Annotated in this window: 17 protein-coding genes and 1 CRISPR repeat array; of the genes, 15 read left to right on the plus strand and 2 right to left on the minus strand. The window is 63.7% G+C overall.

Going from position 1 to position 19438, the window contains the following annotated elements; translation table 11 throughout:
- Window positions 1–326 precede the first annotated feature (326 nt).
- The 13 genes from V5B39_RS02445 (at window position 327) to V5B39_RS02505 (ending at window position 14735) form a co-directional block, all read left to right on the plus strand.
- Window positions 327–623 (plus strand): PIN domain-containing protein, encoded by a 297-nt coding sequence (locus tag V5B39_RS02445; protein WP_332341180.1) that lies wholly within the window; start codon window positions 327–329, stop codon window positions 621–623.
- Window positions 624–973: 350 nt separating this feature from the next.
- Window positions 974–2125 (plus strand): CRISPR-associated ring nuclease Csm6, encoded by a 1152-nt coding sequence (gene csm6 / locus V5B39_RS02450; protein WP_332341181.1) that lies wholly within the window; start codon window positions 974–976, stop codon window positions 2123–2125.
- A 183-nt stretch (window positions 2126–2308) separates the two neighbouring features.
- Window positions 2309–3421, plus strand: a complete 1113-nt coding sequence (locus V5B39_RS02455; RefSeq protein ID WP_332341184.1) for an RAMP superfamily CRISPR-associated protein — start codon at window positions 2309–2311, stop codon at window positions 3419–3421.
- A complete protein-coding gene (cas10, locus tag V5B39_RS02460) occupies window positions 3418–6324 on the plus strand; it encodes a type III-B CRISPR-associated protein Cas10/Cmr2 (RefSeq protein WP_332341185.1) in 2907 nt (968 codons plus the stop codon). The genes V5B39_RS02455 and cas10 overlap by 4 nt, the downstream gene beginning before the upstream one ends.
- Window positions 6321–7487 (plus strand): type III-B CRISPR module-associated Cmr3 family protein, encoded by a 1167-nt coding sequence (locus tag V5B39_RS02465; protein WP_332341187.1) that lies wholly within the window; start codon window positions 6321–6323, stop codon window positions 7485–7487. The genes cas10 and V5B39_RS02465 overlap by 4 nt, the downstream gene beginning before the upstream one ends.
- A gap of 69 nt (window positions 7488–7556) precedes the next feature.
- A complete protein-coding gene (gene cmr4, locus V5B39_RS02470) occupies window positions 7557–8474 on the plus strand; it encodes a type III-B CRISPR module RAMP protein Cmr4 (RefSeq protein WP_332341188.1) in 918 nt (305 codons plus the stop codon).
- The gene (cmr5, locus tag V5B39_RS02475) at window positions 8471–8833 is read left to right on the plus strand and encodes a type III-B CRISPR module-associated protein Cmr5 (protein ID WP_332341189.1); all 363 of its coding nucleotides are present in this window, start codon (window positions 8471–8473) and stop codon (window positions 8831–8833) included. The genes cmr4 and cmr5 overlap by 4 nt, the downstream gene beginning before the upstream one ends.
- On the plus strand, window positions 8830–9993 hold the full coding sequence (cmr6, locus tag V5B39_RS02480; protein WP_332341191.1) for a type III-B CRISPR module RAMP protein Cmr6: 1164 nt from the start codon (window positions 8830–8832) through the stop codon (window positions 9991–9993). Before cmr5 ends, cmr6 begins: the two co-directional genes overlap by 4 nt.
- Window positions 9994–10069: 76 nt before the next feature.
- Complete coding sequence (gene csx2, locus V5B39_RS02485) at window positions 10070–11242, plus strand: TIGR02221 family CRISPR-associated protein (RefSeq protein ID WP_332341192.1); 1173 nt, start codon at window positions 10070–10072, stop codon at window positions 11240–11242.
- Between the two features lie 18 nt (window positions 11243–11260).
- Entirely contained in the window at window positions 11261–12367 is a 1107-nt protein-coding gene (gene cas6, locus V5B39_RS02490; RefSeq protein WP_332341194.1) for a CRISPR system precrRNA processing endoribonuclease RAMP protein Cas6, read from the plus strand.
- 6 nt (window positions 12368–12373) lie between these two features.
- Window positions 12374–12987: direct repeats of the CRISPR family, unit length 36 nt; unit sequence GTCAGTAACCAGCCCTGAAATCAAAGGGATTGAGAC.
- A 150-nt stretch (window positions 12988–13137) separates the two neighbouring features.
- The gene (gene cas2, locus V5B39_RS02495) at window positions 13138–13425 is read left to right on the plus strand and encodes a CRISPR-associated endonuclease Cas2 (RefSeq protein ID WP_332341195.1); all 288 of its coding nucleotides are present in this window, start codon (window positions 13138–13140) and stop codon (window positions 13423–13425) included.
- Between the two features lie 16 nt (window positions 13426–13441).
- On the plus strand, window positions 13442–14449 hold the full coding sequence (cas1, locus tag V5B39_RS02500; RefSeq protein WP_332341197.1) for a CRISPR-associated endonuclease Cas1: 1008 nt from the start codon (window positions 13442–13444) through the stop codon (window positions 14447–14449).
- A complete protein-coding gene (locus tag V5B39_RS02505) occupies window positions 14439–14735 on the plus strand; it encodes a CRISPR-associated endonuclease Cas2 (RefSeq protein WP_332341199.1) in 297 nt (98 codons plus the stop codon). The genes cas1 and V5B39_RS02505 overlap by 11 nt, the downstream gene beginning before the upstream one ends.
- A 123-nt stretch (window positions 14736–14858) precedes the next feature.
- Here the strand turns inward: V5B39_RS02505 and dtd are convergent, their stop codons facing one another.
- Both dtd and V5B39_RS02515 read right to left on the minus strand, forming a co-directional pair.
- A complete protein-coding gene (dtd, locus tag V5B39_RS02510; protein WP_332341201.1) occupies window positions 14859–15311 on the minus strand; it encodes a D-aminoacyl-tRNA deacylase in 453 nt (150 codons plus the stop codon).
- Window positions 15308–16297 carry a cation diffusion facilitator family transporter gene (locus tag V5B39_RS02515; RefSeq protein WP_332341202.1) on the minus strand — a complete coding sequence of 330 codons (990 nt, stop codon included), beginning with the start codon at window positions 16295–16297 and terminating at the stop codon, window positions 15308–15310. The genes dtd and V5B39_RS02515 overlap by 4 nt, the downstream gene beginning before the upstream one ends.
- A 468-nt stretch (window positions 16298–16765) precedes the next feature.
- On the opposite strand from V5B39_RS02515, the gene V5B39_RS02520 reads away from it, so the two are divergent.
- Window positions 16766–18667, plus strand: coding sequence for a sulfatase-like hydrolase/transferase (locus tag V5B39_RS02520; protein WP_434735644.1), 1902 nt, complete (start codon window positions 16766–16768; stop codon window positions 18665–18667).
- Window positions 18668–18872: 205 nt separating this feature from the next.
- The gene (locus V5B39_RS02525; protein WP_332341203.1) at window positions 18873–19379 is read left to right on the plus strand and encodes a type II toxin-antitoxin system RatA family toxin; all 507 of its coding nucleotides are present in this window, start codon (window positions 18873–18875) and stop codon (window positions 19377–19379) included.
- Window positions 19380–19438 lie beyond the last annotated feature (59 nt).

Genomic DNA, 19438 nt, shown 5'->3' on the forward strand with positions numbered 1-19438 from the left:
TTTGAAAAAGGCCCCGCAAGTACTGTTCCGCTTGCTCGGCCGTGCTGCGCGTTTTACGGCGGAAGCACTCTCGGAACGACTGAAAATGGCTGGTCAGATTCTCGCAGCAACTGGCCACCGCACGCCCGATCCCAAATAAATAAATTTGGCGATTTCATCGTCATACTCCTTATGTGGTAGAGCATTAGATATGTGGCTCAACAGCCTGTATTTAAACCGTTTTAGCAATGTGGAAAAGTAGAATTAATGCCTTATAGGCTTTCGGAGCCGTCCATCGGGATTCTCTACAGTCATGTGCTTGGCGGCTCACGGCTTGAAGCTTCCTGATGGACCCCCTGAAATGTCAAACTTTTCCAGTCCCCCGGCAGAGCCGGGGGATTTCCCATTTTTGGTTGAAACTTGAACGGTTCCTGGCCATCTTCGATGTGGCCCCCTTCGATGATGCCGCGTCTCGGCGCCATGGCGCGGTACGCGCCTTTCTCAAGGCCAGAGGCACACCCATCGGCCCGCTGGATACGCTGATCGCGGGCCATGCCCTGATGTTGAATGCGACGGTGGTCACGAACAACGTCGGGGAGTTCGCGCGGGTATCGGGGTTAACCGTAGAGGACTGGCTCCATTGATCGGATTGGCGGTCGCGCAGCACCGTCGGTGTGCCGTCCGCCATAGGACTTCCCTCTTCCGTCGCACCCGTGGGTGCTGATGGTGAAATCGCTCTGAATCCAAAGCCCGCATTTGCGCTTCCGTAAAATCCAGTCTGAGCATGGCCTCAGCCCCTCTGCGAAAGACCATCGCTCAAGCTTACCAGCGGCTGGCGCATGGAAGTAAAGTATTCTGAGACCGTGCTCGGCATACCGACTTGCAGTCTGATCGCCACCAACCGGCCAGCCTGACCACCGCAAGCTTGTCATCCGTCCCTGCCGGAGGAAAACATGGACAATGACCGATTGTTCCTACCCGCCCAGACAAGACGATGCCCAACGCCCGAGAAAACCCCCACGAATATCCTCGCCGCATCCTGATTGCCGTCACCGGCCTGTCGCCGCAGATCGTCACCGAGACCCTTTACGCCCTGGCCGTCTCGCCAACAGCGAGTGTGTTCATTCCCACCGAAATCCACCTGATCAGCACGCGCAGCGGCGCCGAAAAAGCCCGCCTGGCGTTGCTTTCGGAAGAACCGGGCTGGTTCCATCGTCTCAGCCGCGACTACGCGCTGCCGCCGATCCATTTCAGCGTCGACACCATCCACGTTCTCGAGGACGCCAACGGCAAACCGCTCGAAGACATCCGCTCGCCGGAAGACAACCGCCGCGCTGCCGACGGCATCACCGGCATCATCCGCGAGTTCACCGCCGACCCGGATTGCGCGCTCCATGTCTCGATCGCCGGTGGCCGCAAGACAATGGGCTTCTTCCTCGGTTATGCGCTGTCGCTCTACGGCCGCCCGCAGGACAAGTTGTCGCATGTCCTGGTTTCCGAGCCCTTCGAAGCCAGCCTCAGCTTCTACTACCCGACGCCGACCAGTCACGTTCTCGAAATGCCCGGCGGCCGCCTCGTCGATAGCGCACAAGCGCAGATCACGCTCGCCGAGCTGCCCTTCGTCAGCCTGCGTCACGGCCTTCCCGAAGCGCTGCTCACCGGCCGCGCGAGCTACAACGAAACCGTCGAAGCGGCGCGCCACGCTCTAGCGCCGGCAGAACTGCAGATCGACCTGGCAGCGCGGCGCATCCGTGCCGCCGGCAAGACCTTCCCGCTGCCACCGGCCGAACTCGCATTGCTCAGCGTCTTCGCCCGGCGCGCGCTACGCGGCGAAGCGCCGTTGCCGGCACCGGCGAAGGAAAGCCCTGACGCCGAGTGGAAGAATCGCTACCTCGTCGAGCTGCGCTCGATCGCCGGGCCACTGGGCGACCTCGACGGCACCGAGCGGGCGTTGCGCAAGGGAATGGACGGCGCCTATTTTTCCGCACACCTCTCCAAGCTCAGGAAAATTCTCGGGCGCGAACTCGGCCCCGCCGCCAGGCCTTACCTGATCAGCGACGGTGGCCGCCGGCCGCGTCGCTATAGCCTCGGTCTGCGACCGAGCGCGATCCGTTACGACATCCTCGAAACGGCGGTACGAGGGTGAGCGCACTGTCTGCCGGTGCCGCGAGCCCTGATCCAATGCGTCGGCTCATGGCAATCGACAACCGACAAGCTTGCCGTTGCTCAACGTGTTCGCAATAGCCGTTATGCTGTCGCGGACTCCAGCTAATGGCCGTCTCTCAGGTCTGCATCCGACCCACCATCCGGAACCAATGAGGAAAAAGTCATGACAAGAACTCCCCTCGCGTACAACCTCAGCTTCGCGACGCCCGCCTTCGTCGGCGATGCCGCACAGCAGGCGCAGTGGCGCACACCGCCGATCAAGGCACTGATTCGCCAGTGGTGGCGAGTGGTCAAGGCACCCCAGGTCGGTTTCAGCGTCGACGGACCCGACGGACTACGGGAGGCCGAGAACAACCTCTTTGGCAGCGCCTCCGACAACAACTCACACCAGTCCCTAGTGAAACTACGATTGAAAGATTGGGCCGCAGGCCAACTGAGCAATACCGCTTGGCCACGACGTGAGATCGGCCAGATCCAGGTCGGACAAGGACGTGTTCGGGCCGATGTTTATCTTGGTTTTGGGCCGATTGCACCGGCCAGCAGAAATCTCGGGCGTCCCGAACCCACGGTCGAACGGTTAGCCATCGACCCACAAGCGAACCAGCGCAACGAACTGTCGGTCCTGTTTGCGCGAACTGTTACCGGAAGCCAGATCGACGAAGTTCGTCAGGCAATCCGGTTGGCTTCGTGGTTTGGCGGCATTGGTAGCCGCTCGCGCAACGGCTGGGGGTCGATCACATTTCAAGGCAACTCCATCCCCCGACTGCCGCCATCTCCTAACGACTTGACGGCTTACTGCCAACCGTTCCGCGGATGCTTCACGGCCGATCGCGACTGGCCGCATGCAATCGGCAAGGACGACCTGGGTCCGCTGGTCTGGGTGGGAAGAAAGGACGGAGCGACGTTCAGGAACTGGAGAGAGGCTGTGTTTTTCCTCGCCACCTTACGACGAGACATCCGGGCTGCTGCAAAGCACTTTGGGCGGAATGAAGACATTTCCGCCAACCAGTTGATTGCCTACCCGGTAACCAAAGCGAACAACAGACGCTGGGGCAACGATGAACGGATCGCAGGGTCGCTACGCCTGAAGGTCGTAGAAACCGGGCAAGGACTGGTGCCGGTCGCGGTCCATCTGCCCTGCGCGGTTCCCCGGATTCTGTTCGACAAACTATCGTCAAGCGATCAACAGTGGATCAATCGCTATCAGATCGACATCTGGGCGGCTATTCATCAGAACATCGGCAAAATGATGAATCGACTTGGAGCCCCAAAATGAACAACCTCTGGAAAAAGAAACTCGCCGCCTGGCTGCACGACCCGGCGGAAAAGGCGCTGGTCCTGATGCGCGACGACGTCGGCCACGAACACGGTTCGGTAAAAACGCTTCGCAACCTGCTCGACATCAACGGCGCCAATTTCGACAAGCGCGCCGACCGGTTCGCCGCGGCGGCCGACCGGCCGCAATGGCCATGCGAACCTGGCCGGAAGCGGCCCGCGTGGGCCAACGTCCGCTTCGCCAATCAGCCGGTGCTGATCCACCCGCTGTCCGGCGAAGAAATCGACCTCGGCAGTCTGGATGACATCGCCGCGAAGCATATCCGCACGGTCAGCCTCGAACACTTCAGCGACCTGATCGAACGCGACACCGACGGCAAACCGGACCTGCGGCTGACCTATCTCGCCTTCTGGCGTTTCGGCCCGGAGCCTGCCCTCGTCGCGCCGGAAATCGGCGATCTCTGGCGCGTCCTGCCGGCCGACACCCGCGTCCCCGACCACTCGATCTGGACGCACCTGGACACCGTTTCGGCGCTCACCGGTGCGCTCGCCGACGACGAACCGGCCCTGCTCAGCATGAGCTTCGGCCCCGTCCAGGGCTTCATCGCCCAGGCCCGTTCGACTTCCGACCTGTGGGCGGGATCGCACCTGCTGTCGTCGCTGGTCTGGGAAGGTCTCAAGGTCATCTGCGCAGCGCTCGGGCCTGACGCCATCGCCTTCCCCAACCTGCGCGGCGTCGCCGCGGTCGACCGCTGGCTGCTCGAAGTTGCCGACGCGACGGGCCACGGCGCGCAGTGGCGCCAGCGCTTCACCACCATCGGCGCCGATTGGCTGCACCGCGCCACCGACGCCAACCCGCTGTTCGCCGCGACACTGCCCAACAAGTTCATGGCCATCGTACCCGCACGCCAGGCCGAGCAGCTCACGCGGCAGGTCGTCGAAGCGGTTCGGGACGCGGCACGCGCCTGGGCCGCAGCAGCGGCGCAGCACGTCCTTGATGACCGTGACCAGGGGCAACACTGGCAGGAGCAACTCGACAGCCAACTCGCCGGTTTTCCCGAAGCGCAATGGGCCATCGCCGAATGGCCGATCGGCAGCGACGGCGACCGCCTGCCCGATGCCGATCGGCTACGGCAGGCGCTGGCTGGCTACGGCACCGGCAGCCTGTTCGGAGAAGAAGTCTGGAAAGTGCTCAACCGCGAAGTCCGGATCGACGGCGCCGAATTCTTCAAACCGAACGCCGGCATCGTCTATCCCGCCGTGCACGAACTGGCCGAACGCAGCCTCGCCGCTGCCAAGAGCCTGCGTCCCTTTGCGCCGCTGCCACAGCACGGCCACCGCTGCACGCTGTGCGGTGAACGCGAATGGCTCACCGAGAAGGCCGCGCAACTGCATATCCCGGCCGGCGAGCGTCGCGAGACGCCCTGGCTGCGCAAGGCAGAGGCCGGCCGGTTCGGCATCCGCAAGGGCGAACATCTGTGCGGCGTATGCACGCTCAAACGCCTGTGGCCAACGCTGTTCGTCGAAGGGCTGGGCGAGTTGCTGGCGGACAAGCCAGCACGTTTCGTGATCAGCACGCACACCATGGCACTGGCAACGTCGCTGGATCACCTCGCGGACGCCTTCTCACCGGAAACGCTCGAAAGGCTCAGCGCGCTGTCGCGCAAATTCGCCATCCACGACCATCAGCCGGTGGCACTGCCGAATTCGCTGCACCGGCGCCTGTCGTCGCTGCGGCCAGCCACGGTCATGGACATCGTCAAGCGCCTGCCATCGGCCCTCGACGACGCTCGCGACGACGCGGCCGAAGGGCGTCTTGCGGATGACATCACCAGACTGCTCGGCGCCAGACCCGAAACCTACTACGCGCTGATCCAGATGGACGGCGACCACATGGGCGCCTGGCTGGCCGGCAATGACCCCGACTATCAATGTCGCTTCCCGGCCACCTGGCACCCACAGGTCCGCGCGTCGCTCGATCCATTCCGTGGCGACGCGGCGGTCGCCGCCTATCTGGACTCATCGCGGCCGGCCTCCCCGGCTCGCCACGCCGCCATCTCCGCGGCGCTCAACGACTTCTCGACGCACGTCGCCCGACATATCGTCGAAAACGTCTGCAAAGGCAAGCTGCTCTATGCCGGCGGCGACGATGTTCTGGCCATGCTCTCGGTCGACGACCTGCTGCCGGCGATGCTCCTGCTGCGCGCCGCCTGGAGCGGCAGCGCCGACTTGAGCGGCTTGCCGGGCGCCATCGACGTCAGGGATCTGCAACTCAAGAAGGGCTACGCCCGCCTCAAGGGCCGCCTGATGCCGATGATGGGCAGCCGTGCCAGCGCCAGCATCGGCGCCGTGGTTGCCCACCACCAGGCGCCACTGTCGGCCGTGCTGCGCAAGTTGCGCCGCGCCGAAGCAGCGGCCAAGGCGCATGGCCGAAACGCTTTCTGCCTGCAGCTCATCAAGCGCGGCGGCGGCGAAGTCGGCGTCACCAGCCGCTTCTGGGACATGGCGCAGGCCGCAGGGACAACGCCCTCAGCACCGCGGCTGGCCGATACCGCCTTGGGACTACTGCTGCGCTTCGCCGAAACGCTCGCACAGCCCCAGGTTTCGCGACGTGCCGTGTACAACGCCCTCGAATGGCTGTCCGGCCTGCCGGAACGCAGCCGCGACGGCACCAGCGACGAAGCCTGGCGGCAGATGCTGGCCCGCAATCTCGCCTGGCAGATCGAGAGGCAGGGCGGTGTGGTGCAGCACGCACGGGAGTTCGTCGACCTGGCCTGTCGCGAAAGTGCCAAGCCATCGGAAACGGCGCGCGTCCTCGGCGAATTGCTGGTCACCGCCGAATTCTTCGCCCGCAACGGCCGCGCCTTCGGCCAGATTGCCGCACAAGCAGGAGCACCTCGATGAGCACCTACCACTTCGTTCAGCCGCTCGACGTGCTGATGATCCGCGGCAACAAGTCCTTTGGTGGTGACGGCCAACACGGCGAAGCCGTCATGCCACCCTGGCCATCACTCTTCGCCGGCGCCTTCCGCTCGGCGCTGCTTGGCAAGGACGCCAGCCAACTCGCAAGCTTCGCGCAGGCCGGCGACCGACTCGCCGGCGAGCTGGGCGCGGTGCTCGGCAACCGTGATGAGCCGGGCAGCTTTGCCATCCATTGGCTGTCGCTCGCCATTCTCGGCGCCGAGGCCGGCGCGCCGCAGGCGATCGTGCCGCTACCGGCCGACCTCGTCGCCTTCGATGCCCCCCCCGGTGCCGCATCGCTGCTCACCCTGCAGCCGACTGCGCCATCGCCCGGCTGCCGGGCCAGCGGCGAGTTGCCACTTGTCGCCCACCTGCGTATTGCCAGGCAGGCCAAGCCACAGGCCGGCCGCTGGCTCGACGCTGCCGGGCTGGCGGCGCACCTGCGCGGCGAACTGCCGGCGCGCACCCTGAGCAGCGCGGATCTCTTCAAACGCGAAACCCGGCTGGGCATCGCTCTCGACCATGGCTCGCGAACGGCCATCGACGGCGCGCTGTATACCAGCGAAGCGATCGCCCTCGACCAGGCCGTCGGCTTCCTCGTCGGCTGCGAGGGAGACGCTGGCCAGTTGCCGAAATCAGGTCACCTGCGACTCGGTGGCGACGGCAAGGGCGCACGCCACCACGCCATTACCTTCACCGCACCCGTTGTACCCACGCAAGACATCGCCGCCAGCGGCCGCTTCCGGATCATCCTCGCGACGCCCGGCGTATTCGCCGGTGGCTGGCTGCCCGAAGGTGTCACGCACTCCGGCACCGCCGGGGACTACCGACTGCAGGGCGACGGCTTCTCGGCGCGTCTCGCCTGCGCGGCTGTCCCGCGCTTCGACACCATCTCCGGCTGGGACCTCGCGCGGCAGCAACCCAAGACCGCCCAGCGGGTGGCCCCGGCCGGCAGCGTGTACTGGTTCGACGACTTCGCCGGCGATGCCGGCAAGCTTGCCGAATGGGTCGCCGGCGGGCTGTGGGGCGATAATCCTGACCGACAACGCCGCGCGGAAGGTTTCAACCGCGCCTGGCTAGGACTTTGGAGGAGAAATTCACCGTGACGGTTTCGCTCCCGACTCGCCAATGCAATGCCCCCGCTGCAACCTGATCCCCGACGAAAGGCCAACTCCATGTTCGAAGCCCAGCAACTCGTTTTCTACTCCTGCGTCAGCCCCGTGCACATGGGCGCCGGTCAGGCGATCGGCGTCATCGACAACCCGATTCAGCGCGAAGTCCATACCGGCCATCCGCTGATCGCCGGCTCCGGCCTCAAGGGCGCGGTGCGGCACCACTTCACGCGCACCTGGCAGGACAGCGCGCTGATCAACCGCCTGTTCGGACCCGAGCGGAACGCCTCCGACCATGCCGGCGCGATCGCCTTCAGTGATGCCACGCTGGTCACCTTCCCGGTGCGCTCGCTGAAGAACACCTTCGTGCACGCCACCTGCCCGAGCGCCCTGGCACGACTCAAACGCCTCGCCGGAAGCGCTGCGGAATGGGCCGTGCCGAGCGTCGACGAAGGCAACGCTCGACTTGCGAATGCGGCCATCTTGACCGACAAGCGCCTGCTGCTCGAAGTGTTCGATTTCGCCGGAGAAGCTGACGCCAAAGTCACCGACATCGCCGTCTGGCTGGCTTCGAACGCCCTGCCACCCGGTGACGAACATGAATTCTTCCGCAACAAACTGAAAAATGACTTCGTCGTGCTCTCGGACACCGAGTTCGGGCATTTCGTCCGCAATGCGACCGTTGTCGAAGCGCACGTCAAAATCGACGACAAGACCGGCACGGCGGCCGATGGCGCGCTGTTCTACACCGAGAACCTGCCGCCCGAGACGCTTCTCGCCGGCCTGATACTTGCCAGCGTCGAGCGCCGCAAGGGTCCGGACAGGGAAGATCTCCTCGACGCCAAGCGCGTGCTCGCCGCTGTGCTCCATGACCAGGGCGAGCGTCACGGGCTGCTCGACCATCTGCTACAGGTCGGCGGCGACGCGACCACCGGCCGCGGCCTGATCGTCATCCACGCCGCCGCGGGAGACCGTCGATGAACACCCTCGACCAACGGCGTGCGCAATACGCCTGGGAACGTGCGAACCGCAACACCGTGGTTGACGGCTACCGCGAGATGGTCAAGGGCGCTCCCGCACTGATCATGGGCAACGGGCTGATGGCCACGCTTGCCTACTACCGCTCGCGCACCGGCAGCAACGAACGCGCCGCATCGGTCCTTCTCGAAGACGTGCTCGGCTGGCTGGCGAAGCGTCAGATCGTTCCTGCCGATTTCGCATTGGCGATGAACGGGTTTTTCAAGGCCGACGCACAGAGCCTGATGCGCGCCACCGACGAAACACTGGCCATGCTCCGCTGGCTGCGCCAGTTCGCGGATGCCATGAAGGGCGCACAATGAACGTCGCCGCCGTGCCCAAATATGTCCGGGATAGCGCCGCCGGCTTCCGCAACTGCCCGCCCGGCCATCGCTTCAACCTCTACTTCGAGATCTGGCAGGAGGGCAACTGGCTGATCACCAAGAACGGCAAGGCCGACGCCTTGCGCGCTTGTCTCGCCCTGGGTGACGCAGCGGTGGTATTGCGAGCGCTGCGCGCGCGCCAGAAGGCCCTCGCGGCAGCCCTGCCCGAAGAACAGCGCCAGATCATCGACGCGGTGTCGACCGCCCCCTTCGCCACCGGACTCGGGCTCGAACACCCGGTCGACAACGGCTTTGCTTTTCTCTCACCCTACGGCCTGCCCTACCTTGCCGGCAGCAGCGTCAAGGGCGTGCTGCGGCAGGCGGCGAACGAGCTTTACGACGACGGCGACGGCGAAATCACGCCGCCGCTGATCGACGCGCTGTTCGGCCAGGAACTGCAGAACGCCGACGCTCGACGTGGCGCGCTGACCTGCTGGGATGTCTTTCCGCAACCGTTCGGCGACAGCCTCGTCGTCGAGATCATGACCCCCCACTTCGGCGACTACTACCAGAACAAGGGCACGCCACACGACGCCGGCAAACCCAATCCGATTCCCTTTCTGGCTGTCCCCGCGCGCTCCGCCTTCCGCTTCGTGCTCACCTGCGATCCCGCACGCCTGCCGGTAGAATGCCCCGACTGGAAGACCACCCTCGACCGGATCATCGAACACGCCTTCGCCTGGCTGGGTTTCGGTGCCAAGACCACAGTCGGCTACGGCGCGCTGGCCGAAGACCCGGTGGCAGCGGACGAGCGCCGGCGGGTGGAGGATCAAAAGCGTCAGCAGGCGGCAGCAGCAGCCGAGGCCAAGCGCCGCGCGCTACTTTCGTCCGAAGACCGGGAACTGGAAGCCGCGCGTGGCAGCATCGCGGTCTTGCGCGTCGCCTTCGAAAGTGCCAAGGCAAAGGGAAGGTACCAGGCCGGCTCGCCCATCGACCAGGAGCGGTTGAAGCTCTTCCAGCAGGCGATTGAATGGCAAGGCCCGACGGCGCGCCGCGAAGCCGCCGGGCTGCTGCGCGAGGTCATCAGATGGACCGGCCCGCCAGGCAACAAGGAACGTAAGCAGCAATTCCAGACCTGGCTGGCGACGCTCGAAGCATGAGCCACCGCCGACAAGCCAGTCGCCCCGAAAGCCACCGGCACTACACGCTCGACGACCACCGAACCGGAGCATGAACATGACCACCCTCATCAGTTTTCTCGGCAAGGGCGACCCGCGAAAGGGCTACCGCACGGCCACCTACCGCTTCAATGCAGATGTCGCGTACACCGAGACCTTCTTCGGACTGGCCCTGACCAATTTCCTGAAACCTGATCGCCTGATCCTGCTTGGCACCCCGAGCAGCATGTGGGAAATCTTCTTTGACCGCGAAGGTGTCGAGGGCGACGCCATGCTGCCCCTGATTGACGCCGTCGCCGCAGGAAACGTCAGCGAGCACCTGCTCCACCTGCCACGCCTGCAACTCGCCAAACGGCTCGGCATCCGCGTTGACTGCCAGCTGATCCGTTATGCCCTTGACGAGACCGAGCAAGTCGACATCCTGCGTCGCCTGGCGGCCGTCCTGCAGCCCGGCGAGCACTTGTGGATCGATGTCACGCACGGTTTTCGCCACTTGCCCATGCTCGCCCTGGTGGCCGCACGCTACCTGGCAAGAGTCGTTCGCGTCGAAGTCGAAGAAATCTATTACGGCGCGCTGGAGATGACGCCTCCCGCCCCCGGCAGCGAAACGCCAGTGCTCAAGCTCCGCGGCCTGCTGTCCATGCTCGACTGGGTTGATGCTCTCGCTACCTACGACAAGGACGGCGACTACGGCGTCTTCGCGCCACTGCTGGTCAAGGACGGCATGGCCGAGCGGCGTGCAGAGTGGCTGGCCACCGCTGCCTATTCCGAACGTACGAGCAATACGAAACTCGCGGGTGAAAAGCTTCGCCAAGTGTTTGATTCGATCGAGACCCACGACGGGCCGCTCGGCGGACTTTTCCGCGAGACGCTTAAGGAGCGCATCGGCTGGTTTCGCGGGCCAACGCCCCACGACCGGGAACTCTCGCTCGCCGACGCCTACTTCAAACGGAGCGACTATCTCCGCGCTGCCACTTTCCTGTACGAGTCATTCGTCACGCGTGCCTGCTACAACGAAAAATGCAATGACACCGATGCTCAGGAGCGTGATGACGTCTACGACAGAGCCAGAAAGCAGACACCGGCGGTCGGAAAACTCAAAAACCTGCGCAATGCGCTCGCGCACGGCGTCCGATCGCATGGCGAGCGGGCAGACGAGAGCGCCAGGACCATTGCCAACGAAATCAGTTTGCGCAAGGTGCTCAAAGACTTACGCAAAAAGCTCTTCTAGCCGACGAGACAGACCCGTATGGAACTCGAACCGTCAGCCACCCGCCGATCCGATCAGCAACCCTGGCATCCACAAGGCCTCAGCGCTGCGCACCTGCCGAGCCGCGCAACTTCCTTCCCCGTCGCCCGCTACCGCTTCGAGTTCCAGGTGCGGCAGACCATCCGCCTGCCCGACTACGCCGGATCGATGTTGCGCGGCGCCTTCGGCCATGCCCTGCGCCAGCTTGCCTGCATGACGCGGCAGAAGGAGTGTGCCGGCTGTCCGCTGCTCGCCACCTGCCCGTATCCGGCGATCTTCGCCCCGCCAGCTCCCCCGGCGCACCGCCTGCAGAAGTTCTCACAGATTCCCGCACCTTACGTCATCGAGCCGTCAGACTGGGGATGTCGAGTGCTGGCGGCAGGCGAGACACTGATTTTTCATCAGGTGCTGATCGGGCGGGCATTGCAGGAACTACCGCTGATCCTCCTCACCTGGCGGCGCGCCCTCGCGCGCGGCATCGGTGCGGGTGACGGTACGGCGGATCTCGTCCGCGTCGTGCATTGCAGTGAGCGCGGCGATCAGGAAATTCATCGCCCCGAAGTCGGCACGATTGCGACGCATGACCAGGGGATTGCGCTGGTCCGCGAATCCGACGATTCGCGGATCAGCACGGCCACACTCCGGTTTGAAACCCCCCTGCGCCTACAGCAGAACGGCCGTGCCCTGCCACCGGACAGATTACAGGCACGAACACTGCTGATGGCGCTGGCGCGGCGCGCCAACCTGCTTGCCGAGTTTTATTCACCGAGTGCTCTGGTCGATGACTTCGCGACGCTCCGCGCTACCTGTGCCGACATCCGCGAGGACCAAAACCTCCGTTGGCTCGACTGGACCCGCTACTCGTCGCGACAGCAGCAGAAGATGAGCCTCGGCGGGGTAGTCGGAACCTGGCGGCTCGAAGGTCCGCTCGCGCCTTTCGCCCCGTTGCTGCAACTCGGAGAATGGCTGCATGTCGGCAAGGAAACCGTGTTTGGACTGGGGCGATACACGCTCACCGACGGCCTGCTGGGAGACATCTCGACAGATCCATTGAAAACTTGCGAACACCCCTGCCAACTCGTTGAAAAACAAGCTACAATTACCTAGGTGCAGGTCAGTAACCAGCCCTGAAATCAAAGGGATTGAGACGCCGAGAAGGTGCGGTCGTCGAGCAGCACCTTGACTGGTCAGTAACCAGCCCTGAAATCAAAGGGATTGAGACACCTCAAAAACTCGGATATTACCACCGCGTATCTCTCGGTCAGTAACCAGCCCTGAAATCAAAGGGATTGAGACTTTTTTCCCGTCGAGCGACCTCTTCCGCCTGTCTTGGTCAGTAACCAGCCCTGAAATCAAAGGGATTGAGACCCAACCCTCTTGTTGGAGTAGGCTGATCATCAGTGCGTCAGTAACCAGCCCTGAAATCAAAGGGATTGAGACTAGGAGCATTCTGCCCCCCTTTCAGATTTGCGCGAAGTCAGTAACCAGCCCTGAAATCAAAGGGATTGAGACCTACTATGGCTGCGGCGCCCTCTTTAAGGGCTTGTGTCAGTAACCAGCCCTGAAATCAAAGGGATTGAGACTCAATGCGCCCTAGTGATAAGGCGCATTGAAAGGCGTCAGTAACCAGCCCTGAAATCAAAGGGATTGAGACATTGGTTTTATTGGTGGGCTCAATCATCTTCTTCCACGTCAGTAACCAGCCCTGAAATCAAAGGGATTGAGACGCGCGGCGAACATCTCCTGCACGGGGACGCCCACCGTCAGTAATCTGCGGATCAAACTTGCCCCTTTGTGGCTTTCTGGTTTGCCGGCCCTGCCCGGCCGGCAAGCTTGCCAGACCGGACAGCCGCGCCGAGCCGTCTTATCGTGGCGCCATGAGCGATGCGGCACGAACCCTGTACCTGGTCTGTTACGACATCTGCGAGCCGAAGCGGCTGCAACGGGTGCACAAATATCTGATCGGCTACAAGGTCGGTGGCCAGAAGTCGTTCTTCGAGTGCTGGCTGACCGCCGCCGAACTGCGCGAGGTACGAGACACGCTGGCCGGGATGCTCGACCTGAGTCAGGACCGTGCGCACATTTTCCAGCTCGATCCGCGCATGGCGCGCGATCTGCTGGGGCGGGCGACGGCACCGGTGACCGATGTTTTTCTGATTGTCTGATGGCCAGGAGAAGGCGATGACCAGCTTGTATGTGGACCGGCGCGGGGTGACGCTCAAGGCCGATGGCGAGGCATTGGTGTTCTACGAGAATGGCGAGCGCATCGGCACGGTGCCGCTGGCGCCGCTGTCGCGGGTGTTCCTGCGCGGCGACGTGACGGTGTCTTCATCGCTGCTCGGCAAGCTCGGCGAGCGCGGCATCGGCGTGGTGGTGCTCTCGGGTCGCAAGGCGGTACCGACGATGCTGCTCGGCCGTCCGCACAACGACGCCGCCCGTCGCGTCGCGCAGTACCGCTTGTCGCTTGATGCGGATTTCTGCCTGCGCTTTTCTCGCGCCATCGTCGAAGCCAAGCTGCGCTCGCAGGCGGCTTTCCTCGCCGCACGCCGTGACAGCGAAGCCGGTTCGCGCTACCCGCTGACGCTGAGCCTGCAGCGCTTGGCGACCAGCATCGCGGCGGTCGATCAGCAGCCGTCGATGGCTTCGCTGCGCGGCCTCGAAGGCGCTGGTGCAGCCGCTTACTTCGAGGGTTTCGCCGAACTGCTGCCGGCTCGCCTGCACTTCAATGGTCGCAACCGCCGGCCGCCGCGCGATCCGGCGAACGCGCTGCTGTCGCTCGGCTACACGCTGCTGCACGCCGAGGCAGTACTGGCCCTGTACGGCGCCGGGCTCGATCCGTTCGTCGGTTTCTACCACGCACTCGACTTCGGGCGCGAGTCGCTGGCCTGCGACCTCGTCGAGCCGCTGCGCGTCGAGGTCGACCAGCATGCGCTGATGCTGTTTCGCTCGGAGAAGCTGCGCCCGGAGGATTTTTCCAGTACGGAGAGCGGCTGCCTGCTCGGCAAGGCCGGCCGCGCACGCTTCTACGCCGAATGGGAGGCACTGGCGGCACGCCTGCGCAAGCTGCTCGCCGAGAGCGTGTCCGACGTGGCGAACGCGATTTCGCTGGCGGGTGCCGTGCCTGCGCCATGCCCGGCAAGCAGCGCTGCCCCGGCCACCGACACCGGGGTGGACGACGATGACTTCTGAACAGGCTTTCGTCATCGGTTACGACATCAGCAATCCACGCCGCCTGCCGCGCGTCCATCGCGAGATGTGCAGGCACGCCTCACCGCTTGAATACAGCATTTTCCTGCTGGTCGGGAGCAACGCGGCCAAGGATCGCTGCCTGGAGGAGATCGAAGCGCTGATCGAACCGCAGGATGACGACGTGCGTTGCTATGCGTTGCCGGTGCGTGGTTTTCAGGGACGTATCGGACGCGCCAGCCTGCCCGAGGGAATCCTCTGGACCGGCTTGCCGGCAGCCATCGTGTGAATGAGGGCGCAACGCTCGTCAAGAGTTCGCGAACATCCAGGGAATCGGGGGCGCCTGGCAAGACGATCCGGGCGGAGAAACCTGGCCAGTGCGCGAGCGGTGCCCGTGAGCTATTCCCGTGGGCTATTCCGGCCGACGCGAATCGATGCTGATCGTCACCGGCCCGTCGTTGATCAGGTGTACCCGCATGTCGGCACCGAAAACGCCGGTCTGCACGCGCTGCCCGCTGGCGCTTTCGAGCTGTTCGACAAAGCTTTGAAACAGCGTTTGTGCGAGTTCAGGCCGGGCCGCACGACTCCACGACGGACGATTGCCTTTCCGGGTCGACGCGAAGAGGGTGAACTGGCTGACTGCGAGAAGCTCCCCCCTGGCGTCGATGACGCTGCGGTTCATCACCCCGGCCGCATCGGGGAAGATGCGCAGTCGGGCCAGCTTGGCGGACATCCAGGCCAGATCAGAGTCGGCATCGACCTCCTCGAAAGCGGCCAGGATCAGCAGACCCGACCCGATCGAGCCAACGACTTGTCCTCCGACTTCGACCCGTGCTGCGGCGACGCGCTGCACGACCACTCTCATCGGGAGGCTCCGGGATTGGAGGCTCCGGCATTCTGCTGACGGAGTCTCTCGGGAATCGGCAGCCAGCGCACGGGATTGGTCAAGGGTTCCGGCTGCAGCGTCACGTGCGCAATGCCCTGCTCGGCCAGCGCATGCCGGCTGGCGGCGAGAACCGCCGGCCATTGATCGAGTGACTCGACGACGAGATGTGCCGAAAGAGCGACGCGCTTCGACGACAAGGTCCAGATATGCAGGTCGTGCACCGAGGCAACCCCTGCGATGCCCGCCAGTACGCCTCCGATCTGCCCGGTTGACAGGCTCGGCGGCACGCCTTCCATCAGTGCCTGCAGGACTTCACGCAACAGACGCAGGCTCGACGCCAGCATCAGCGCGCAAATCAGGATCGAGAGCAGGGGGTCGATGGTGGTCCAGCCGGTCCACATCACGACTGCGCCGGAGACCAGCGCCGCCACCGAACCGAGCAGGTCGCCGAGGACGTGCAGCAGGGCGCCGCGCGTATTCATCGTCTGCTCGCCGTGCATCAGCAACCAGGCGACGGCGATGTTGAGGGCCAGGCCGAGCGCCGCCACCAGCGTGACCGCTGCGCCATTGACCGCGGCAGGATCGAGAATGCGGTCGACGGCGGCGACCGAAATGCCGACCACCACCAGCACCATGAAAACGACATTGAGCAGCGCCGCCAGCGTCTCGACCCGACCATAGCCGTAGGTGTGCCGTTGCGTCGGCGGGCGTTGCGCAAGCCAGGCCGCAAAGGCCGCAAGCCCGAGGGAAGCGCTGTCGGTGACCATATGTCCGGCGTCACCCAGCAACGCCAGCGATCCGGACCAGAAGCCGGTCGCCGCCTCGACCCCGGCGAAGCCGAGCGTCAGCAGCAAGGCCCAGAGCAGGCGCGGACCGGTGTCCACATGATGATGATGCGCATGCCCACCGTGCGGATCGTGGTCATGGCCGTGCTGGTGCGCGTGCTGGAGGGGTGAATCGCTCATGATCCGGGCATTGTACCCGAGATCGCTGCTTGGCTTGGAGGTGGGGAACGAATGGGTGTGAATGAAAGTGTCGGGAGGGACCGATATACTCCCCTCCCCCCTCGTGGGGGGCGAAGGCGGGGTTTCGCGGAGCACTGCTCCGCGCCGCCGCAGCCGGCCCGCGATGCAGCGCGGGCCGTGGAAGGGGTTGGGGGAGAGGGGGCGCCCATGCCCTCGCAGATGTCAGCAGAGCAGACTGACCGCTTTGGCGATGTGCTGTCGCAAGGATTCGACGAATTCGTGTGCAACGATGGCCCCCCTCTCCCTCAACCCCTCCCCCGCGAGGGGGGAGGGGTGATTACCGATGTCAACCCATCTCGATCGAACAAGGGACTTCGACCCACCCTTTCATTCGCACCCCCTGGGCGTCTGCTTCAGCCCAACTTAATGTTTATCCGCTAAAATCGCCGCTTACGCTGGAAGATGCCGATGACCCCACTGCCCCCATTGCCCACTCGCGAAAGCATCAATCGCTTTTTTCTCCTGACCGGACTGTGGGTGCTGCTGCACGTCAGCGCCTTCACCAACGACCAGAGCTACAGCACCCTCGCAGTGGCATTGTGGACGCTGGCGACCACGGTCAGTTACACCTTTCTGTACCTGCTACCGGCACTGATTCCCGGCTATCTGTTGCACCGGCTGCTGCTGCGGCGCCCGGCGACGCGCGCCGGGGTGGCCACGCTGGCGCTGCTGCTGATCGGCCTGACCGGAATGATTCACGTACTCCTGTTCGCCGACCGGGTGATTTATGGAATGTACGGTTTTCATATCAACGGTTTTGTCCTCGATCTGGTGTTCACCCCCGGCGGAATCGCCTCGCTCGGGGCCAGTCGCAGTACCGAACTGACCGCCAGTCTGGTGGTCATCGCCCTGCTGGCGTTACAGGCGGCAACCTACTACTGGGTGACGCGTCGCGCAGCCCGGTCGCGTCCGTCTCGCTGGACCCCGCGTGCGGGCTGGGTGCTGCTGGCCATCCTGAGCTTCGCGGTCGGCGAGCGCGTCGCCTATGGTTTCAGCGCCGCCGCCAACTATCAGCCGATTCTTTTTGCCAGCGAGCGTTACCCGCTTTACCTGCCGACCACCTTTCGCAAGCTGGCGTCCCGGTTGGGCATCAGCGGCGCTCCGGAGGGTACCGGCGGGGTGCATGTCAAGAACGGCGTCCTGAGTTATCCGCTGCTGCCGCTACGCGTCGAGCCGCCTGCGCGCCCGCTCAACATCGTCTGGCTGGCCGTCGAATCGCTGCGCTACGACATGCTGGACCGCACAATCATGCCGCAACTCTGGGATTTGTCCGAGCATTCGCTGCGCCTCGGGAACCACTACAGTGGCGGCAATACCACCCAGATGGGCATCTTCTCGATGTTCTATGGCCTGTACGGCAACTACTGGTTTCCGATGCAGGCGGCGCGCCGATCGCCTCTGCTGATGGATGTGCTGCAGCAGCAGAACTATCAGTTCAGCCTGCATACCAGCCAGAGTTTTACCTATCCGCCGTTTCAGGAGACGGTTTTCGCGAAAATGGACCCGGCCGACATGCATGCGCTGTCCGACGGTCCACAGCCGTGGCAACGCGACCGGCAAAACATCGACGACATCCTCCGGTTTATCGACAACCGAGACAAGACGCGGCCATTCATGACCTACATGTTCTTCGAGGGTACGCATGCCAATTACACTTTCCCGCCCGAGAGCGTCATTGCCCGCCCGTATCTTGAGGACTTCAACTATCTGTCGACCGACTTCGCACAGCAGATGGTGCCGATCAAGAACCGCTATATCAACGCCGCTCACCATGTCGACCAGTTGATCGGGCGTGTCATCGCGCATCTGCGTGCAAGGAAACTGCTCGACGACACGATCATTGTCGTTCTTGGCGATCACGGCGAGGAATTCATGGAACGCAAGCGCTGGGGGCACGCTGCCGACTTCAATCGTTTTCAGACCAGCACACCGGGTGTCCTGTGGATTCCGGGTCAGCAGGCACGCACCCTCAGCGGCATCAGCAGCCATCTCGATATCCCGGCAACGCTGATGCCCTTGCTGGGTGTCAAAAATCCGCCGGCAGATTACTCGCTCGGACAGAATCTGCTGGCGCCGGACTTCCATCGTGATTACGCTGTTGCGGCCGGCTGGAACCGTATCGCCTACCTCGGCGAAAAATTCAAGATCTCGTTCCCGGTCAATGCAGCGGGTGCCGTTCGCGACGAAGTGCTCGATGAAGACGACCGCCCGGTCAGCGATCGTGAACGCGCAAAAAACGAGATCCAACCGGCGATGGTCGAGATGATCAACAATCTGACCCGCTTCAGCCGTCCGAAAGGGTCGAGCTAACGGTCATGACTTTTCCAGGCACCCCCGATCATGAAAGTCATGACCGCTTCCCTCTCCCCCAACCCCTCCCCCACGAGGGGGGGAGGGGAGATTCGTGAGTCGCTGACACGACTTTCACATTAAAGCACCGAGCCTTACGGCGGTTCTGGTGATCGTGCTGGCAAACCCAAGGGTCCGGTCAGCCACCATAGCAAACGGGAGGAGCATGGCAACCCATCGTGAGAGCCGCGCCATTGCGCTACCGCCGGAGTGGTTGTTCGATATCGTTGCCGATGTCGAGCGGTATCCCGAGTTCCTGCCGCTGATGCGCGCAGCGAGGATCATCCGACGTTATCCCGAGGCTTACGAAACCGAGCAGACCCTGGCCCTGGGGCTGTTGCTGCATCGCTTCCAAACACGCACCGAACTTGCCCGGCCGAGCAACATCACGATCGTTTCCAACGATCGCTCGTTCTGCCGCTTCGACGTTCGCTGGGCATTTTCACCGCTTGCTGACGATCACTGCCACGTCGACTTCGCGCTCGACTGCGCGACCCGCTCGTTGTTCCTCAGGCCGGTCGTCGAAATGCTGATCCTGCCGATGGCTGCCAGCATGGTCACTGCTTTCGAGGCCCGAGCCCATGCGCTGGCGGCAAAGGCTGGACCAGTACCAGCGGCGACAAGGGCTGCCAGTCAACCGGTATCAGGCGTCGATGGCCGGTCGATTCCCTGAACAGGGTGTGAATTCTCGCTGCTTTGAACCCCTGGCCGGTTAAAATGCGAGCCTTCTCG

The organism is Accumulibacter sp., assembly GCF_036625275.1.
Classification (GTDB): Bacteria; Pseudomonadota; Gammaproteobacteria; order Burkholderiales; family Rhodocyclaceae; genus Accumulibacter.